Genomic DNA, 18,000 nt, shown 5'->3' with positions numbered 1-18,000 from the left:
TAGCGGGACTACGTTTTTAGGCGTTTCTCTCACCAATTTGGGAACAAAAAAACTCACGGACCAATCGATCCATGAGTTCATTTTCAATCTTTAATTAGGCCATTGCTTGGGCTGCCGTGATGATGGCTACCTTGTAGACATCTTCTTCGTTAGCACCACGTGACAAGTCTGAGATTGGCTTTGCCAAACCTTGCAAAACAGGTCCGATAGCTTCGAAACCACCCAAACGTTGTGCAATCTTGTAACCGATGTTACCTGATTGCAAGTCAGGGAATACGAAGACGTTAGCGTGACCAGCAACCTCTGATTCTGGCGCCTTAGCAGCAGCAACTGACTCTACAAAGGCAGCGTCGAATTGCAATTCACCATCAATAGCCAACTCAGGAGCAGCCGTCTTAGCCAACAACGTTGCTTCAGCAACCTTATCAACTTGTGGTGCCTTAGCTGAACCCTTCGTTGAGAAGCTCAACATTGCAACCTTAGGATCGATTCCAAATACCTTAGCCGTGTTAGCTGATTGGATAGCAATTTCAGCCATCGTTTGTGCATCGATGTCGATGTTGATAGCAGCATCGGCAAAGATGTAACGCTCATCATCGCGTTGCATCACGAATGCACCTGAGATACGTGATGAACCTGGTGCCGTCTTGATGATTTGCAAAGCAGGACGTACAGTGTCACCAGTTGGGTGAGTTGCACCTGAAACCATACCGTCAGCAACACCAAGGTATACCAACATCGTTCCGAAGTAGTTTACGTCTTCCAACCACTTTGAAGCAGTAGCCGCGTCTGTCTTACCGTTACGACGCTCAACCAATGCATCAACCATCTTCTCACGGGCTTCAGCTGGATACTCAGCTGGGTCCACGATTTGAACACCTGACAAGTCGAAGTTGTTTGCTGCTGCAGTTGCTTCGATTTCAGCCTTGTTACCCAACAAAATTGGCTTTACCAATTCTTCGGCAGCCAAACGAATAGCTGCGCCTTGGATACGTATGTCTTCCCCTTCAGGGAATACCAAAGTCTTACCTTGACCCTTAATTTGTGATGACAATTGTTCAAAGAGTTCCATGATGGAAAACCTCCACTTTTAAAATCGTTATTTATATTACAAAACCTATTATTACAAATAATCAGCCCATTTACTAGTGAAAAGGGGGAAATATTGTGATTTTTTTCACATCAAGCCCAATTAATTGGTTTAACGCCGTTTTCACGCAGAAAATCATTCGTTTGACTAAATGGCTTTGACCCGAAAAATCCACGATAAGCTGACAAGGGACTTGGATGCGGCGCTTCTAAAATCAAATTGTGTTCACCGACAATTAGCTTGCGCTTGGCCTGAGCCTGCTTGCCCCAAAGAATAAAGACAGTTGGCTGCGCTTGCTGGGCAACTAATGAAATAATGGCATCAGTTAGTGGTTCCCAAATTTGGCCAGCATGCCCACCTGCTTGATGGGCTGGCACAGTGAGCACAGTATTCAACAATAAGACACCCTGTTCTGCCCAACGATGCAAATCACCATCAGCTGGCACTGCACCTTGCAAATCATCCGCCAGTTCTCGATAAATATTGATTAAGGATTTAGGCAAGGCCATTTCAGCCGGTACCGAAAAACTTAACCCCTGCGCCTGACCTGGATTTGGATACGGATCTTGACCAAGGATCACAACTTTGACATCAGTTAGAGGTGTCGCAACAAGTGCTGCAAAAACATTTGGCAAGGCCGGATAGACCTCACCATGTGCATAAACATCCTTCAAAAAGGTTGCCACACGTTCCCAATATTCGGGGCCCATAGCAGTTTGCAACGGTCCCCACCAATCTGTTTTTGATAATTTCTCCATGTTAATCACCGCTTTTCTTCTGTGAATTCTATATAATAGTCATAAGGAGGACTTTGGGATGCGTCAATTACGATTAACACAAGTTACCCACTCGGCAACCGGCATGAGTCTTGTAACAGACGCTACCGGAGCCATCGCTTATTATATTACCGGAGAAATGGGTCAAAAGGGTAATACCCTTCGAATACTTAATCAAAGCGCAACGGTCTTAGCCGAACTCGAACAGGCTTCATTAGGTTTTCTGCCCCGTTTCACAATGACAGTTAACGGGCAGCAAGTAGGTTCAATCGGCCTATCATTGCAACTACACGAAATATCATTTGTGAGTGGTTTGAATTGGTTAATTCTGGGTAATCTGGACAAACAAAAATTTCAAATCACCCACCTACACCACCAACTGGCAATCACGCAGCCAAATAACGATGGTCGTTTGGCCATCAACATTTATGATGAGCCAAATGAAGCGCAACTCGTTTTGATTGCTGCCTTCTTGGATCGTTGGCAATTTATCGCCAGCGGTCGCACAGCTCCTTGGCTGTCATTCTTCGCAACACCCCAGCGCATGCTCGGGTCGTCTTACGAATTGCATACCGAGTTGCCAGGTCAAACCCAGTCTGATAGACTGGAATCATCAATTAAATCGCATTAAAAAGTTTGCTAGGGTTCCGCACGTAGTGGTCTGGTCCAAGAGCAAACGCGTGCTTTGCACGTACACGGAAGGACAAAAGCCTGGGAGTTAACGACAAATGTGCCGCTAACTCCCAGGCTTTTCTTGTTTTAATGCGTCAAGGAGATTTATATGAAACTATCAAACCCCTGGCTAAAAGTCGCCGCAGCGGTTGTCTTAGAGCCCATGTGGGTGCTTGGTATGAAGCACTCTGAGACTTGGCCAATGTACCTGCTCACAGCCGCTTCACTGATTCTGTCATTCTTTATGATTTTGAAAGCCAGTGACGAGTTACCAGTCGGCACTGTTTATGCCATCTTCGTTGGCCTAGGGACAGCTGCCACAATTGTTGCAAACTGGATGTTCTACGGTGAGGCCATGAACGCCATTCAACTATCATTGATTGCCGTTTTGTTATTCGGCGTAATCGGTTTGAAGCTTATGGAGGATGCCTAATATGTCTTGGTTATTTATTATTATCGCTGGACTTGGTGAAACGAGTGGTGTTGTGGTGTTGTGATGATGAACGAATGGCACCGTCGCCGTCACTGGGGGCTATTGTCGGATTGTTACTTAGCTTCGGCTTTAGTCTGTCATTCCTATCGCTCGGTATCCGCGACATTCCATTGGGAACCGCCTATGCTGTTTGGACGGGAATCGGAACAGTTGGTGGTACCCTAGTCGGTATGCTCTTCTACGGCGAATCCCGCGACTGGAAGCGTATCTTGTTCATCGCTTTGATTCTAGCAGCTGCTGTTGGCTTGAAGTTGACAGAGTAACCCCATTTAAAACTAAAAACCGCGTACCCACCAAATCAGTGGATACGCGGTTTTCATTTGCGCTTAAACATTCAAGACCTTGTCCAAGAATTCCTTCGTGCGGTCATCTTGTGGGTTGTTGAATACTTCTTCTGGTGTGCCTTCTTCACGAATGTAACCATCCGCAAAGAATACAACACGATCCGCAACTTGCTTGGCAAAGCCCATTTCGTGGGTTACGACAATCATCGTCATCCCCTCTTCAGCAAGTTCCTTCATAACACCCAAGACATCCCCAACCATTTCTGGGTCAAGGGCTGACGTTGGTTCGTCAAACAACATAATCTTAGGATTCATGGCCAACGCACGCGCAATGGCGACACGTTGCTTTTGTCCACCTGACAAAGTGTTTGGCTTAACATCTGCCTTATCTGCCAAGCCAACGCGGGCCAACAACGCACGCGCTGTTTCTTCTGCTTCAGCCTTCGTTTGACCAGCCACTTCGACCGGTGCCAACATCATGTTTTGCAAAACCGTCAAGTGTGGGAATAGGTTAAAGTGTTGGAACACCATCCCAATCGTTTCGCGGGTCTTATCAATGTTGTTCTTTGGATCAACCAAGTCCCAACCATTAATCTTGATTTGACCAGAATTAATTTCTTCTAGCTTGTTTAGTGAACGCAAGAAAGTTGACTTACCTGAACCAGAAGGCCCAATCATAACGACAACTTCGCCTTCTTCAACGTCCAAACTAATGCCCTTTAGGACTTCGTTTTTACCGTAACTCTTGTGGACATCTTTAACTTCAACAATCGCTGCCATTAGTTAATCCTCTTTTCTACCCAGTTAGATAACCACGTCAACAACGTGATGACAATCAAGTACAAAACGGCAATCATCAACCAAACCTTGAATCCTTGCAAGTTACGCGCAATGATCAATGTTCCAGTTTGCGTCAATTCGATAATACCGATTGCTGACAAGATTGACGTATCCTTCAACGTAATGATGAATTGGTTAATGAAACTTGGAATCGTCAAGCGAATTCCTTGTGGCATCACAACCTTACGCATCGCCTTACCGTATGGCATTCCCAATGAACGAGCAGCTTCCAATTGACCAGGGTCAACTGACTTAAATCCACCACGCACGAACGCACCAATGTAGGCACCTTCATTCAAAATCAACGTGATCACACCAGCCGTAAATGCTGGAATCTTTTGACCCGTTAAGTTAGGAATTCCGATGTAAATAAAGAACGCCAAAACTAGCATTGGTAGACCACGGAAGATGTAAATAATCGTTGATGAGATACCACGAACCAACTTACTTGGCGCAACACCCATCACACCCAACAAAACACCCCAAATGGCGGCCAAAACGATACCAACAACCGTTAGTTGCAACGTCTTAATCAAACCATCCAACAAGGCGGCCTTGTTTTCTTGAATCAATGACCAAATTGACTGGTCGGCAGCTGACTTAGCAGCCGCGTTTTCCTTGTAGTTGTAACCACCTTCACCAAGGTAACGGTTAACAATCTTATCGTAGGTTCCGTCCTTAACAATCTTGGCATAACCTGCGTTGAACTTCTTCAACAGCTCAGCATTATCACCCTTCTTAACACCAAAACCGTACCAGTTTCCATCAGCCGGATCCGTCACGATTTTCATCTTCGTACCTTGTTGAATGGCATAGGCCATAACCGGTTGATCTTCAAACGCCGCTACTGTGTTACCAATGATAACGTCATTGTACATCGTGTTTGAGTCATTGAAGTACGTAATCTTAAAGTCGTACTTCTTAGCCATGCGTTGCGCATACATCGCACCGGAACTACCCGTCTTAGCCGCAACCGTCTTCCCCTTCAAGTCATCCAATGAATCAACCTTAGACTTGTTAGCAACAGCCATGACAATACCACTCTTGTAGTATGGCGTTCCGAAATCAAACGTTTGCTTACGTTCATCAGTAATTGACATACCGGCCAAGATACCATCGACTTGACCAGCTTGCACCGCCTGCACACCAGCGTTGAAACTCATTGGCTTCAACGTGTAAGTGAAGTCCTCGCGCTTCGCAATTTCCTTCAGCATATCCATATCGATACCACGGTAGTCACCACCTTGAGTTTGGAACTCAAATGGCGGGAATGTCGTATCAGTTGTAATGGTGTAGTGTGATGCAGCCTGTGCGTTTGGTGCCCCAGCTACTAACCCCATGATTGTCGCAGCTAGTACTACCAAACCTGTCAGCCATTTATGCATGACGTATTCCTCCTAAATCACCCTAGTTCTTCTATATGCTAGTATCTTACTATCATTCCCCAAAAAGATGTTGTGTGATGTCATGTTTCCTCACATTTCCGATTTACTGGTCGCTGTTCGCCACACATTTACGATAAGTGCGACGAGTGATGCAAACACTGCCACATAAAAGACGACGCGACTCGCATGCAAATAGGTCGCTCCTAATCCGCGGGTAATGTGCTCTACACCAGGAAGTTGCGCATATAAGAAATTAGTTGCAAAACTAATTCCAACAGCCATCCCAATTGTGCGGAACAAAGAATTCATCGACCCAGCAACACCGGCCAGTTTTGGCGAAACTAATCCCATTGTGATTGAATTATTCGGCGTCAATGTAAATGCCATCCCAATCCCATTCACAATAATGGGCCACAGGATGTACCCTAACCCAACTTGGCCACCGTAAAACGCATAACCAATTTGCGATACTAGCAACATAATCAAGCCAATCGTGACCAAATGTGGGCGCCTTGCAGGATTTGCAGCCAAGCGACCAACAAACGGCGACAGCATGAGCATTACCACTGATTGGACAGCGACAATAAGACCACTTTGGCCAGGTGAAAATGGCAAATAATCTTGTAGGTAGAACGGCAGTAAAATGTTTGAAAACGAATTAACAAACATCGCTAAGAACAGCACACTAGTCGACGTTAAGAACGTCACGTTTCGTAGCACCTGCGGATCAATCCAGGGCGATGGTGCAAAGTCATCCTGTAGGAACGACAACGCTGTGATGATACCACCACCAATGAGGAAGACCATTAGATTTGTAAATTGATCCAAGCCTGGAATTTTAATCCAGCTACTGCTAAACATGAGTACAATACCGATTGAAAAAATCACTTGGCCAACCCAGTTCACGCGCGACGCTTGTTCACGAATCGCAGCAAGTGATACTTTGGGGCGTGGAAAAGCATTCTTTGCCCACAACATAATCAAGATGGCTACGGGAACGTTCAGCAAAAAGATCCAGCGCCATGACAAGGTTGACGTAATTAACCCACCAACTGCTGGCCCAGAAATTGAACCAACTGAAATAAACATCGAATTATACGCGAGGGCTTTTGAGCGTTCTTTGTCCGAAAAGTGCTCATTAATAATCCCCATTGCATTCGCCATAACCATTGCCGAACCAATCGCTTGAATAAAACGACCGACTAACACGCCCATAAAACTAGGTGCTAATCCGGTTAGTAGCGAACCGATAATAAACACCCATCCCCCAGCACGATAAACGGCATTTTTAGAAAACACATCCCCTGCATGACCAAACATAACCAGGAAGATGACCGTCGTAATCAGCCCCACTTGCACAACTTGTGTACTCAATGTCGCGCTGACATCAAACGCTTGCGCCATTCTGGGCAACGCTAGTGTGACACTGGCACCAGATAAAGCCGTTACGAAGGAAAACGCCCCTAGAGAAACCGTAATTGACTGTGTCTTTTGTCCATCTGCCATCACTAATCACCTAATTCTAGAACGCGAGTGACAAAGGCGATTGAAGCTGGCAAGGCATCATCCATATAGCCTTCACCATGACGACTACCAGGTAGCACCATTGTTTCGACGCCAACTCCTAAATTAATCAGGCGATTCATCAACGTCGCCACTTCTCCAACTGGTACGAGCTCATTCATCGAATTCGCAATAAAGACCGGCTTTGTTGCCGTCGTTAGCCGGTCATAAATTGTCGCATCGGCATATGCTACTTGACCATTCGCGGTTAAATTATCGACCAACCACTTGTAATAAGCTTGATTGTCGCCATCTTGATCAATGTCTTTTGACTTCACGTCCGCACCGATAATCAGCTTCTTGCCAACAATGTTAGGATGGTTTGCCATAAAGCCGGCCAAATCATTGAGACCAGACCAAGACACAGTCGGTACGTCTAAGATTTGTGCTGCTTCAAGTGCAATATTTCCGCCTGAAGAAGCGCCCCACATGACCAATTTATCGAGTCGGAATCCAGCATTCTCAACCAACCAATTAACCGCCATCACTGCATCTTCACGTTGCGTTGGAAAAATATTCTCGGCCTTCTCACCATCCGCCAATCGGTAGTTAATGGCTGCGACGCGAAAATTAGCTGCAACCAATTTTCCAGCTAATTCATCTTCTTTGCGCTTATCACCTTGCCACCAGCCACCGCCGTGCACGAGTACGATATCCGCAATCGCATTATCAGGCGCATAAATATCGAGCTGTTGCATAGCATCTGTACCATAACGCAAGTCCTTCTGAATTTTCATAATCATTTACCCCCAGATATACAGTCATTATATCCCTTTGAATACCGATTACATGCAAAAACGAGCCGATATTTGTCATATCGGCTCGTTTTCATTATCGGACCTTTAGGCTGCGACGCAAATCGCGGTCTTGATCACGCTTTTTAATTGTTTCACGCTTATCGTAGTTGTGCTTACCAGTCGCAACGCCAATCAATACCTTGGCGAAACCATGCTTCAAGTAAACGCGCAATGGCACAATTGTTTTGCCTTGTTGTGCCGTTGCTTCACCTAGCGCTTTGATTTCTTTTTTGTGCAACAACAATCGACGACTACGCAAGGGTTCGTGATTGAAACGGTTACCTTGCTCAAATGGACTAATGTGAACGTTGTCCAACCAAGCTTGGCCGTCACGAATTTGAATGAACCCATCCGCAATTGTAATCTTGCTGGCACGAACTGACTTGATTTCTGTTCCTGTCAGTTCAATACCGGCTTCATACGTTTCGCCGATAAAGTAGTTGTACTTTGCTTTATTGTTTGTTGCCAATGCACCATCTGCATTTGACTTCTTCTTGGCCATCTTTAACGACCTCCTAAAGCTTTCTGTTGTAAACGCCTGCCGCAACTCCGGGTACCCAATTTTCTCGTTTCACGAGAAAAACGTTGCTCTATGCTCTTGTTTAGTGACGTCCCTTACGGTTGGTATTCTGGTGCTTTGATTCAGGCTTGCGGTCTGACTTTGCACCGAATGGCTTTCCACCGTTGTGAGTCTTACCACCCTTGCTTGAGCGGTTGTTCTTGTCGTTGCTACGACGCTCACCGCGGTTGCGACCACCAAAGGCACCGCGACGGTCCTCTGGCACCTTGATGTCAGTGATTGGAGCAGCATCTGGATCAACCAAAACGAAGTCCAAAGCTGATTGTTCCTTATCAACACGAATCAAACGTACCTTAACCGGTTGTCCGATTTGGTAGATGTGGTGGAAACGACGGCCAATCAAAGCCATGTGCGCTTCATCGTAGACATATTGGTCATCTGTGAAGTTTGACGTGTGAATCAAACCTTCAACCGTGTTCTCCAATGAAACGAACATACCAAACTTCAAGACACCGTTTACCACTGCCTCGAATTCGTCGCCAACCTTGTCCTCCATGAACTCGGCCTTCTTCATGGCATCCGTATCACGTTCAGTATCAACGGCACGACGCTCACGAACTGACGTATCCTCACCAATTTGAGCCAACTTATCACGGTACTTAGCTTGTGCCTCTTCACCCAAACCGTTCTTCTCGTACCACTTAATCAAACGGTGAACCGTCAAATCAGGGTAACGACGAATTGGTGATGTGAAGTGTGTGTAGTATTCAGCACCAATACCAAAGTGTCCCAATGGTTGGTCTGAGTACTTGGCTTGCTTCATCGTACGCAACATCATGGTTGAAACCATTTGTTCTTCTGGACGATCCAAGAAGAAGTTGTGGATAGCTTGCAAGTCAGTTGACTTGATGTTTTCTGGGTCAATCTTAACCGGTGCACCAAGGGCCTTCACAAAGTCCACGAAGTTTTGAACACGGTCAGCATCTGGTGACTCGTGAATACGGTACAAGAATGGCACGTTTGCTTGATCAAAGTGCATGGCAACCGTTTCGTTGGCTGCCAACATGAATGACTCAATCATACGTTCTGACAAACCACGCTCACGCAATTCGATATCCGTTGGCTTACCCGTCTCATCAACGATAATCTTTGCCTCAGGTGCATCAAATTCGATTGCACCACGTTCCGTACGCTTAGCGGCCAACGCATTGTGCAATTGTTCCATTTCTTCGAACATTGGCACAAGGTCGCTGTACTCTGAACGCGTTTCTTCGTCACCAGCCAAGATAGCATTAACTGCCTTGTACGTCATACGAGCGTGTGAACGCATAACTGAGGTGTGCAAACGGTGGTTTACCAAATCACCAGCTGGTGTGAATTCCATTTCGGCAGACATGGCCAAACGGTCAACACCAGGGTTCAATGACGCAATTCCGTTAGAGATGTTACGTGGCAACATTGGAATGACACGGTCCGTCAAGTAAACTGACGTGCCACGGTTGTAAGCTTCCTCATCCAATGGTGTACCTTCAACAACGTAGTGTGACACGTCGGCAATGTGAACACCCAAGTGGAAGTTTCCGTTTGGCAACTTCCAAACAACTACGGCGTCGTCCAAGTCCTTAGACTCAATGGCGTCAATCGTTACAAGTGGTTGATCTGTGATATCTTCACGACCCTCACGCTCGAAGTCTTGCACTTCATCAGGAATCTTGTTTGCTTGTTCCAACACAGCTTCTGGGAAGACGTGTGGCACATCGTGGTTGTACACGATTTGTAGAATGTCGACACCAGGATCATCCTTGTATCCGACCTTCTCCGTAATCGCACCCGTGAAGCGCTTTGGTGCAACGGCTGAAGGGTATTGGTCAATTGAGGCCACAACCACTTCGCCGTCGGTAGCTGAAACGCCACCTTCCTTAACCAAGAATTCGAATGACGCAAACTTCTTATCCGTCAAACGAATACTTCCAACGTAGCCCTTGTATTCTGAACCAAGTGTGAACTCACCAACCACGTGCTCACGAGCGTGGGTAATGATTTCAGCAACCTTACCTTCAGGTCCACGACCAGTGTTTGCATCACCCTTCGTCAATAACTTCACACGAACTTCGTCACCTTGAACGGCAAACATCGTGTTATCAGGATTAATAAAGACGTCTTCTTCCTTGTCGTCATAGTGAACAAAGCCGAAGCCCTTGTCATTAGACTTGAAGACACCAATAATCCCTTCCTTTTCGGCGTCATATTGGAATGCGCCTTCATCATTAACCTTTACCTTACCACCACGTTCCAAAGCAGCTAGTGCTTGAACGACCTTCGTAAAGGCGTTGGCATCATCCAAGCGCAAACCATCAGCCAGCGTTTGTGCTGGATAGGCTTGCGTTGGATTTGCCTTCAAGAACCCAAATAATTGGTCCTGCAAATTTTGTGCGTCCATTTAAATCTCACTCTTCTTAAATAATCAAAGACCCCTCGTAACAAGTCACGAGAGGTCATAGCGCTGTTAGTGTTTAGTGTGAAGAAAGGTAAACTAGTGCCAATCCCAAAATAAACCAGATAGCTCCAAGAATAGCCGTGATTCGTTGCATCACTGCCTCGAACCCACGTGCCTTTTGCGTTGCGAACAAATCTCCGCCGCCACCTGACAAGGCTGACAAAGCATCTTGTTGCTTCGATGGTTGCATCAACACTGCCAAAATAATCAACACACCAACGACAATCATCGCTGTCAACAATACGTTGTACATGTGGGCGCCCTCCTCTTCATTTTCGTTTAAACGAATTACCCCAGCCCTGGGGTTTTATACCTAACTAGCATACCATAGGAACCGGCCACTCTCAACAAAAAACGAGATATTCGAATTTCGAACATCTCGTGAATTTTTTTAAAATTACTTCGTCGCACGACGCATCAAGACACGATAGAACGTAATGATGAATGCGATGACCAACAAAACGCCGGCAACCGCAAAGGCAACGTGCATTCCGAAGACAAAGACTTCAGGGTTGTGCGTTGGATACGTTGTGATTGACTTGCCCAACTTAGCACTCATTGCTGCGTACAAAACTGACGTAACCAATGTTGTACCAGTAATCATTCCCAAGTTACGTGACAATGCATTCAATGATCCGGCAACACCTAACTTATCTTGGGGTGCGTTTGACATAATCAACGCATTATTTGGTGATTGGAAGAAGGCCATTCCAAATCCTGAACCAGCCAACAACAAACCAATCAACAACATTGGTGACTCACCATCAACGAAGAACCACGTAAACATGACAATCGCCAATACCGTCAAACCAAACAAGGTCACGTACTCACGATCCATCTTGTCAGCCAACGTACCTGACAAAGCGGAGAACACCAGCATAGCTACCGGCCATAGCAACATGTACATGCCTGATGTACCAGTACTCAAGCCACGCAAATTCTCAAGGTAGAATGGCATCAAAACATTAATAAAGAAGTTTGTGACGAACACTAGGAACGCCGTAATCAAACTGATTGTAAATAGCTTTGATGAGAAAATCGTCAAATCAAGCAATGGCTTCTCAGCATGCAATTCGTGACGAATAAACAAGATAAACAGAATGATGGCAATGACAATCAAAGCCAATGGCCAAGCTGCCAAGAACCCTTGCACTTGTGCCACATTTAATCCAAGGAACAAAACGGCAACGAACAAGAACAATGACACAGCACCGAACCAATCAATTTGAGGCGTTACACCCTTCTTTGATGACTTTGGTAGCAAGAACGCACCTGCTACGATAGCAATGATACCGATTGGCACGTTAATCCAGAAGATGTATGACCATGACAAGTGTTGTAGCAACAACCCACCAAGCGCTGGACCAAGGATTGAACCAAGTGATACCCAAGCAGCAATGAATGACATCGCACGACCACGTAGGTTTTGTGGTGCAAGTGTCGTCGTAATTCCAAATGAATTACTCATCGTCATTGATGCACCAACGGCTTGTACAAAACGGGCAAACAACAAAAATGGCAAACCTAAATCAATTCCCGCCAGTACAGAACCGAGTGTGAAAACAATCGTTCCAATTCTAAAAATCTTAATCTTACCGAGTTGATCACCCAAGTTACCAAACAAAGCCAACAATCCAGAAATAACAATCAAATAAATTGAGACCGTCCACGTGTCTTGATTCATTGGGATATTCATCTCTTTTGACATAACAGGCAATGCAATATTAACAATTGACGCATCCAAGGTGCTCATAAATGTGAACAACCCAACTGCTGTCATTGATAACCATAGCTTCAAACCGTTTTGACTCTCTTGCATGATATCCTTACTTCCTTATCTTTTATCAACAGTTAGTATAGCACCCTGACAAATCAATGGCAGAATTTAGGACTCCAAAACAAAAAAAGACGAAACCAAATCTTGCGAATTGGTTTCGTCTTTAATTAATCTATCAAATTGACAGATGCTAGTGATTAGCGCACGTAGTTAACGATTGCTTCACGAGCTGACTTGTCAATGTTGTAGAAGCTGTTGATACCCTTGTATTCAGCAACCTTTTCAGTCAACAAGTCTTCGATGCGCATCAATTGGTTGTACTTTGCAATACGGTCAGTACGTGACATTGAACCAGTCTTGATTTGACCTGCGTTCGTAGCAACAACCAAGTCAGCGATCGTCGTGTCTTCAGTTTCACCTGAACGGTGTGAAACGATAGCCGTGTAACCAGCTTCCTTAGCCATTTCGATAGCTTCCATCGTCTCAGTCAAAGTACCGATTTGGTTAACCTTGATCAAGATTGAGTTAGCGGCACCCTTTTCGATACCCTTAGCCAAGAACTTCGTGTTCGTAACGAAGAAGTCGTCACCAACCAATTGAACCTTCTTGCCCAAACGGTCAGTCAACTTTACCCAGTTATCCCATTGCTCTTCATCGTTCAAGTCCTCAGCTTCTGCTAGAGGGTCTTCGATTGATACAACAGGGTACTTGTTTACCAAGTTCTCCAAGTAGTCGATGAACTCGTCAGTCGTGTATTCCTTCTTATCAGGCTCACCTGCCAACGTGTAGATCTTCTTCTCGTGGTCGTAGAATTCTGATGAGGCAACGTCAAAGGCGATTGCGATGTCCTTACCAGGCTTGTAACCAGCGCGCTCGATAGCATTCAACAAGAACTCGAATGGCTCTGCGTTTGATGCGAAGTTAGGTGCAAATCCACCTTCGTCACCAACAGCAGTTGAGTGACCTGACTCCTTCAACAATGCTTGCAATGCGTGGAAAGTTTCTGAACCCATACGGATAGCTTCAGCAACAGTCTTTGCACCAACTGGCATGATCATGAATTCTTGGAAGTCAACAGAGTTGTCCGCGTGGGCACCACCGTTAACGACGTTCATCATTGGCGTAGGCAAAACCTTTGAGTTGAAACCACCAAGGTAGTTGTACAAAGGCGTTCCCAACTCGTCAGCAGCTGCACGAGCAGCGGCGATTGAAACACCAAGGATAGCGTTGGCACCCAACTTACCCTTGTTTGGCGTTCCGTCCAATTCGATCATCGTACGGTCCAACAAAACTTGGTCAGTTACATCCATACCAACCAACTTGTCCTTGATAACCTTGTTAACGTTTTCAACGGCCTTCAATGTTCCCTTACCCAAGAAACGACCCTTGTCACCGTCACGCAATTCAACGGCTTCGTTAACACCAGTAGAAGCTCCTGAAGGAACGATTCCGCGACCGAAACCACCCAATTCAGTGTAAACTTCAACTTCAACAGTTGGGTTACCACGTGAGTCCAAGACTTCGCGTGCGTAAATATCAGTAATTGCAGACATGTTGTCTTCTCCTTACTTGTTTTAAAAGTATAGTTATCTGGGAATATCCCTTGTCATATATTGTAACATAATTCACACGTTATGTTGCATTTAATCGGCTTTCTTGCGTTTTGTTTGAACCGTCTGTGAAACGCTATCTTGCCGGAACAACAAAAAGCACGCCCCACATGAGACGTGCTTTTAGATTTTACCAGTGTTCACGAACAGCTGCGATTTCTGATTCGTTCACCGCATAACGGACCTTGCGACCACCAGCATTGTGTGATCCCAAAATCATGCCTTCTGCTTCCCCGTTAATTTCATTCAAAATGAATGACTCCCCTGACGTTAGGTAGACCTTTACAAAGCTACCATCAGACAAAATCTTTTCCATGAACTTAAACATGTGTCGATATCCCCCTATTACATATACTATTATCAACTCTACTCTGATAGTATATCGGGCAACTTCGACAAAACTACGATGCTTTTATGCGTCTTTTCGCAATGTTCTTTTAGCTTGTTGTGCAAGACTAACTAGCTCAATAAACGTTGACGCATCTAAAGCTGCATCCCCAACCAAAACACCATCAATATCCGGTTGTGACAAGATATCATATACATTCGTCGGCTTCACAGACCCACCGTACAAAATACGTAGGTTATCTGCCACGGCTTGATTAAACATGTCCGCAACAGTTTGACGAATAATCCACAAACTCTTTTGTGCGATTTCTGGACTCATCGCCTGACCTGAACCAATTGCAGCTGTTGGTTCATATGCCAACATAACATTCGCCATGTCGGCTTCTGTCACACCTTTTAATGACTCAACGACTTGATTAACAATCCAGTGGGCATGGTCGTTACTTGATTCTAGTTGCACTGCTTCATCAATCGCAATAATTGGCATCAAGCCATTTCGCAAAGCCGCCAACGTTTTCAAGTTAACCATTTCATCAGTTTCTCGGAAATAGTTACGTCGTTCAGAGTGGCCGATGATGACCATTTTGATACCCAAATCAGCCAATGCCGCTGGGCTAGTTTCGCCTGTATAGGCACCACGATCTTCCCAGTACACGTTTTCAGCACCAATACAGATTGGCGTGCTTCGTGCTGCGTAAACCATTGCATCCAACAGGACGTCTTGCCCAGCAAGCACAGTGTCGACCCCCTCGTACTGCACTAGCATTGGGCCTACTTCCTTAATATACGCAGCTGCTTCGCTGGGTAATTTATTCATTTTCCAGTTTCCAACTACAATTGGTCGTCTGCTCATAGCTTCCCCCAAAAACTTTTAATTACAAAAGGCGTGCCACCGAGCGGTCGCACGCCTTTATTATTCGTTACTCAGCTGGAACAGCTTCTTGAACCAACTTGATAACTTCTTCGTTTGTCTCAGCATCCAAGGCCTTGTCAGCCAATTCAGCCATCTTCGTCGTATCCAAACGCTTCATCAATGAGCGCGTTTGCAAAACTGACGTTGCAGACATTGAGAATTCATCCAATCCCATACCGACCAAAACTGGTACGGCAATTGGGTCACCCGCCATTTCACCACACATCGCAGCAAACTTGCCGTACTTGTGTGCTGAATCAATCACGTTCTTGATCAAACGCAAAATTGATGGGTTGTATGGTTGGTACAAGTATGAAATCTTATCGTTTCCACGGTCAGCGGCCATTGAGTAGCCAATCAAGTCGTTCGTTCCGATTGAGAAGAAGTCAACTTCTTGTGCAAACTTGTCAGCCAATACGGCTGCAGCTGGCACTTCAATCATGATTCCCAACTTAATATCATCAGCTACTGCTACACCAGCTTCTTGCAACTTAGCCTTCTCTTCGTTGAAGATATCGCGGGCTGCACGGAATTCTGGCAACGTTGCCACCATTGGGAACATAATCCACAAATCACCGTAAACTGATGCACGCAACAAGGCACGCAATTGTGTACGGAAGATGTCATCACGATCCAATGAGATACGGATAGCACGGTAACCCAAGAATGGGTTTTCCTCTTCAGGAAGTGGCAAGTAAGGCAAGTACTTGTCACCACCAATGTCCATCGTACGAACCGTAACTGGTTTACCATTCATACCCTCAAGAACCTTCTTGTAGGCTTCAAATTGCTCGTCTTCAGTAGGCAATTCCTTTGAATCCATGTACAAGAATTCCGTACGGTACAAACCAATCCCTTCTGAACCGTTATCAACAACACCTTCCAAGTCCTTAGGTGTACCAATGTTGGCACCAACCAAGAACTCCTTACCATCAGCTGAAACAGACTTTTCGTTCTTCAACGTTGCCCATTCTGCCTTTTGAGCGGCGTACTTGTCACCCTTGGCACGGTATGTTGTGATTTGGTCTTCAGATGGATCAACGATTGCAACACCGTCAAGACCATCCAAGATAACCATGTCGCCATCTTGAATTTCTTCAGTGGCAACCTTTGAACCTACGATAGCTGGGATTTCCAACGTACGAGCCATGATAGCTGCGTGCGCTGTGCGTCCACCAACGTTGGTGATGAATCCCTTAACGTATTGACGATCCAATTGTGCTGTATCTGAAGGCGTCATGTCCTTCGCAACAATCACAACTTCTTCCTTGATCAATGCTGGGTTTGGCAATTCCTTACCCAACAAGTGACTCAAGACACGCTTCGTCACGTCACGAATATCCGCTGCACGCTCTGCCATGTATGGGTTGTCATCAGCCATTGCCTCAAACATACCAATGTACATGTCCGTCGTTTCCTTCAAGGCGGCTTCCGCGTTTACGCTGTCACTGTCAATCTTGCCAGTGATACCACCCAAAAGTTCTGGATCTTCCAAAACCATGATGTGTGCCGTAAACACTTCAGCTTCTTCTTTCCCCATTGAAGTCGCTGCTTTGTCTCGAATTTGCTCCAAATCTGTCTTAGATGCTAAAAAGGCCGCTGCTACGCGGTCCTTCTCAGCTTGAACATCGTCTACTGTACGAGTATCAAAAGACAAATCAGGATCAACGAGCTTGTATGCTTTTGCAATTGCAACACCGTTTGATGCCGCAATTCCCTTAATTTCTTTTGCCATCGCCGTCTTATCCCTCAAAGTAAATGTTCAAAATATTAATTGTTAACTAAAATTAGTCAGTCAAACCTTCAGCTGACATCGTGTCTGCGATTGCAGCCAATGCTTCAGCTTCGTCATCACCTTCAGCTGAAATCTTAACGTCGGCGTTTTGACCAACACCCAATGACATAACACCCATGATTGACTTCAAGTTAACGTCCTTGCCTTGGTATGACAAAGTTACGTTTGATGAAAACTTTGAAGCTGCTTGTACCAACAAAGTTGCTGGACGTGCGTGGATACCAGTTTCTGCTACAATGTGAAATTCGCGTGATTCCATGGTGATAATCTCCTCTAGATTAAATAATTTCTTTAATACGGAATAGCTGAGTTAAAAACGCTTTCAAAACATCTTTCAACTAACCTTATGTAGTTAATTCTAGCAGGTATAACAAATATAAGCAAGCGCTTACATTACCTTTTTCATAAGCCTTTCGTGAAGAATTCGTGAACTCTAAAAACCGGCGATGGTTCTACTCAGCAGTATTTTTAGCCGTATAGGTTACGACACCACCACGGTCTGCGATGCCACGAATAGCATTCTGATAAGGGTAATTGCGCCAAACTTCGTAGAACTCTTTAAAATCCTTTGCTTCAAGAACGAACTGGTCAAGTTCACCCGTACGTAACTGCTCGAGTAATTCTTCATAGTTCATGTTTG

General features: G+C 45.3%; 19 protein-coding genes and 1 riboswitch. Of the genes, 3 read left to right on the top strand and 16 right to left on the bottom strand.

Annotated elements, in window-relative coordinates; genetic code table 11:
* Nucleotides 1-94: 94 nt before the first annotated feature.
* Together pta and ACAW68_02560 are read right to left on the bottom strand one after the other, a co-directional pair.
* Nucleotides 95-1,072, bottom strand: coding sequence for a phosphate acetyltransferase (gene pta / locus ACAW68_02565; GenBank protein XGA16469.1), 978 nt, complete (start codon nucleotides 1,070-1,072; stop codon nucleotides 95-97).
* 110 nt (nucleotides 1,073-1,182) lie between these two features.
* Nucleotides 1,183-1,848, bottom strand: coding sequence for a uracil-DNA glycosylase (locus tag ACAW68_02560; protein XGA16468.1), 666 nt, complete (start codon nucleotides 1,846-1,848; stop codon nucleotides 1,183-1,185).
* Between the two features lie 58 nt (nucleotides 1,849-1,906).
* Between ACAW68_02560 and ACAW68_02555 the strand changes: the two genes are divergently transcribed.
* The 3 genes from ACAW68_02555 to ACAW68_02545 all read left to right on the top strand — a co-directional run bounded on the left by ACAW68_02555 (nucleotide 1,907) and on the right by ACAW68_02545 (nucleotide 3,294).
* Entirely contained in the window at nucleotides 1,907-2,497 is a 591-nt protein-coding gene (locus ACAW68_02555; protein XGA16467.1) for a hypothetical protein, read from the top strand.
* Nucleotides 2,495-2,586, top strand: a riboswitch (guanidine-I (ykkC/yxkD leader). Its footprint overlaps the gene before it by 3 nt.
* A 61-nt stretch (nucleotides 2,587-2,647) precedes the next feature.
* Nucleotides 2,648-2,971 (top strand): multidrug efflux SMR transporter, encoded by a 324-nt coding sequence (locus ACAW68_02550; GenBank protein XGA16466.1) that lies wholly within the window; start codon nucleotides 2,648-2,650, stop codon nucleotides 2,969-2,971.
* Between the two features lie 74 nt (nucleotides 2,972-3,045).
* Entirely contained in the window at nucleotides 3,046-3,294 is a 249-nt protein-coding gene (locus ACAW68_02545) for a multidrug efflux SMR transporter (protein XGA16465.1), read from the top strand.
* A gap of 63 nt (nucleotides 3,295-3,357) precedes the next feature.
* On the opposite strand, the gene ACAW68_02540 is transcribed toward ACAW68_02545, so the two are convergent.
* The 14 genes from ACAW68_02540 to ACAW68_02475 form a co-directional block, all read right to left on the bottom strand.
* Nucleotides 3,358-4,095, bottom strand: coding sequence for an amino acid ABC transporter ATP-binding protein (locus ACAW68_02540; GenBank protein ID XGA16464.1), 738 nt, complete (start codon nucleotides 4,093-4,095; stop codon nucleotides 3,358-3,360).
* Complete coding sequence (locus ACAW68_02535) at nucleotides 4,095-5,540, bottom strand: ABC transporter substrate-binding protein/permease (protein XGA16463.1); 1,446 nt, start codon at nucleotides 5,538-5,540, stop codon at nucleotides 4,095-4,097. The genes ACAW68_02540 and ACAW68_02535 overlap by 1 nt, the downstream gene beginning before the upstream one ends.
* A 90-nt stretch (nucleotides 5,541-5,630) precedes the next feature.
* Complete coding sequence (locus tag ACAW68_02530; GenBank protein ID XGA16462.1) at nucleotides 5,631-7,046, bottom strand: MFS transporter; 1,416 nt, start codon at nucleotides 7,044-7,046, stop codon at nucleotides 5,631-5,633.
* Between the two features lie 2 nt (nucleotides 7,047-7,048).
* Nucleotides 7,049-7,840 carry an alpha/beta hydrolase gene (locus tag ACAW68_02525; protein ID XGA16461.1) on the bottom strand — a complete coding sequence of 264 codons (792 nt, stop codon included), beginning with the start codon at nucleotides 7,838-7,840 and terminating at the stop codon, nucleotides 7,049-7,051.
* 94 nt (nucleotides 7,841-7,934) lie between these two features.
* On the bottom strand, nucleotides 7,935-8,402 hold the full coding sequence (gene smpB, locus ACAW68_02520; GenBank protein ID XGA16460.1) for an SsrA-binding protein SmpB: 468 nt from the start codon (nucleotides 8,400-8,402) through the stop codon (nucleotides 7,935-7,937).
* A 100-nt stretch (nucleotides 8,403-8,502) separates the two neighbouring features.
* Nucleotides 8,503-10,860: a ribonuclease R gene (rnr, locus tag ACAW68_02515; protein XGA16459.1), complete on the bottom strand. Its 2,358-nt coding sequence runs from the start codon at nucleotides 10,858-10,860 to the stop codon at nucleotides 8,503-8,505.
* 73 nt (nucleotides 10,861-10,933) lie between these two features.
* Entirely contained in the window at nucleotides 10,934-11,170 is a 237-nt protein-coding gene (secG, locus tag ACAW68_02510; GenBank protein XGA16458.1) for a preprotein translocase subunit SecG, read from the bottom strand.
* 144 nt (nucleotides 11,171-11,314) lie between these two features.
* Entirely contained in the window at nucleotides 11,315-12,736 is a 1,422-nt protein-coding gene (locus tag ACAW68_02505) for an MFS transporter (GenBank protein ID XGA16457.1), read from the bottom strand.
* Between the two features lie 155 nt (nucleotides 12,737-12,891).
* Nucleotides 12,892-14,247 (bottom strand): phosphopyruvate hydratase, encoded by a 1,356-nt coding sequence (gene eno / locus ACAW68_02500; GenBank protein ID XGA16456.1) that lies wholly within the window; start codon nucleotides 14,245-14,247, stop codon nucleotides 12,892-12,894.
* Nucleotides 14,248-14,434: 187 nt separating this feature from the next.
* A complete protein-coding gene (locus ACAW68_02495) occupies nucleotides 14,435-14,632 on the bottom strand; it encodes a hypothetical protein (protein ID XGA16455.1) in 198 nt (65 codons plus the stop codon).
* An 84-nt stretch (nucleotides 14,633-14,716) separates the two neighbouring features.
* Nucleotides 14,717-15,505, bottom strand: coding sequence for a triose-phosphate isomerase (tpiA, locus tag ACAW68_02490; protein XGA16454.1), 789 nt, complete (start codon nucleotides 15,503-15,505; stop codon nucleotides 14,717-14,719).
* 67 nt (nucleotides 15,506-15,572) lie between these two features.
* Nucleotides 15,573-17,300 (bottom strand): phosphoenolpyruvate--protein phosphotransferase, encoded by a 1,728-nt coding sequence (gene ptsP / locus ACAW68_02485; protein XGA16453.1) that lies wholly within the window; start codon nucleotides 17,298-17,300, stop codon nucleotides 15,573-15,575.
* 52 nt (nucleotides 17,301-17,352) lie between these two features.
* On the bottom strand, nucleotides 17,353-17,619 hold the full coding sequence (locus ACAW68_02480; GenBank protein ID XGA16452.1) for a phosphocarrier protein HPr: 267 nt from the start codon (nucleotides 17,617-17,619) through the stop codon (nucleotides 17,353-17,355).
* A gap of 193 nt (nucleotides 17,620-17,812) precedes the next feature.
* Nucleotides 17,813-17,995: a hypothetical protein gene (locus ACAW68_02475; GenBank protein ID XGA16451.1), complete on the bottom strand. Its 183-nt coding sequence runs from the start codon at nucleotides 17,993-17,995 to the stop codon at nucleotides 17,813-17,815.
* Between the last annotated feature and the right edge of the window lie 5 nt (nucleotides 17,996-18,000).

The sequence above is a fragment of the Weissella confusa genome (genome assembly GCA_041871065.1).
In the GTDB taxonomy this organism is placed as follows: domain Bacteria; phylum Bacillota; class Bacilli; order Lactobacillales; family Lactobacillaceae; genus Weissella; species Weissella confusa_A.
Note: the sequence above shows the minus strand (reverse complement) of the source record. Positions and strands in the feature narration are given on the sequence as shown.

Excerpts from the sequence above, each read along its gene's own strand:
- ACAW68_02550 (XGA16466.1), top strand. The coding sequence starts at position 2,648 with ATGAAACTATCAAACCCCTGGCTAAAAGTCGCCGCAGCGGTTGTCTTA.
- ACAW68_02540 (XGA16464.1), bottom strand. The coding sequence starts at position 4,095 with ATGGCAGCGATTGTTGAAGTTAAAGATGTCCACAAGAGTTACGGTAAA.
- ACAW68_02475 (XGA16451.1), bottom strand. The coding sequence starts at position 17,995 with ATGAACTATGAAGAATTACTCGAGCAGTTACGTACGGGTGAACTTGAC.
- eno (XGA16456.1), bottom strand. The coding sequence starts at position 14,247 with ATGTCTGCAATTACTGATATTTACGCACGCGAAGTCTTGGACTCACGT.
- smpB (XGA16460.1), bottom strand. The coding sequence starts at position 8,402 with ATGGCCAAGAAGAAGTCAAATGCAGATGGTGCATTGGCAACAAACAAT.
- secG (XGA16458.1), bottom strand. The coding sequence starts at position 11,170 with ATGTACAACGTATTGTTGACAGCGATGATTGTCGTTGGTGTGTTGATT.
- tpiA (XGA16454.1), bottom strand. The coding sequence starts at position 15,505 with ATGAGCAGACGACCAATTGTAGTTGGAAACTGGAAAATGAATAAATTA.
- ACAW68_02480 (XGA16452.1), bottom strand. The coding sequence starts at position 17,619 with ATGGAATCACGCGAATTTCACATTGTAGCAGAAACTGGTATCCACGCA.
- ACAW68_02495 (XGA16455.1), bottom strand. The coding sequence starts at position 14,632 with ATGTTTAAGTTCATGGAAAAGATTTTGTCTGATGGTAGCTTTGTAAAG.
- ptsP (XGA16453.1), bottom strand. The coding sequence starts at position 17,300 with ATGGCAAAAGAAATTAAGGGAATTGCGGCATCAAACGGTGTTGCAATT.
- ACAW68_02535 (XGA16463.1), bottom strand. The coding sequence starts at position 5,540 with ATGCATAAATGGCTGACAGGTTTGGTAGTACTAGCTGCGACAATCATG.
- ACAW68_02530 (XGA16462.1), bottom strand. The coding sequence starts at position 7,046 with ATGGCAGATGGACAAAAGACACAGTCAATTACGGTTTCTCTAGGGGCG.
- pta (XGA16469.1), bottom strand. The coding sequence starts at position 1,072 with ATGGAACTCTTTGAACAATTGTCATCACAAATTAAGGGTCAAGGTAAG.
- rnr (XGA16459.1), bottom strand. The coding sequence starts at position 10,860 with ATGGACGCACAAAATTTGCAGGACCAATTATTTGGGTTCTTGAAGGCA.
- ACAW68_02560 (XGA16468.1), bottom strand. The coding sequence starts at position 1,848 with ATGGAGAAATTATCAAAAACAGATTGGTGGGGACCGTTGCAAACTGCT.
- ACAW68_02505 (XGA16457.1), bottom strand. The coding sequence starts at position 12,736 with ATGCAAGAGAGTCAAAACGGTTTGAAGCTATGGTTATCAATGACAGCA.
- ACAW68_02525 (XGA16461.1), bottom strand. The coding sequence starts at position 7,840 with ATGAAAATTCAGAAGGACTTGCGTTATGGTACAGATGCTATGCAACAG.
- ACAW68_02555 (XGA16467.1), top strand. The coding sequence starts at position 1,907 with ATGCGTCAATTACGATTAACACAAGTTACCCACTCGGCAACCGGCATG.
- ACAW68_02545 (XGA16465.1), top strand. The coding sequence starts at position 3,046 with ATGGCACCGTCGCCGTCACTGGGGGCTATTGTCGGATTGTTACTTAGC.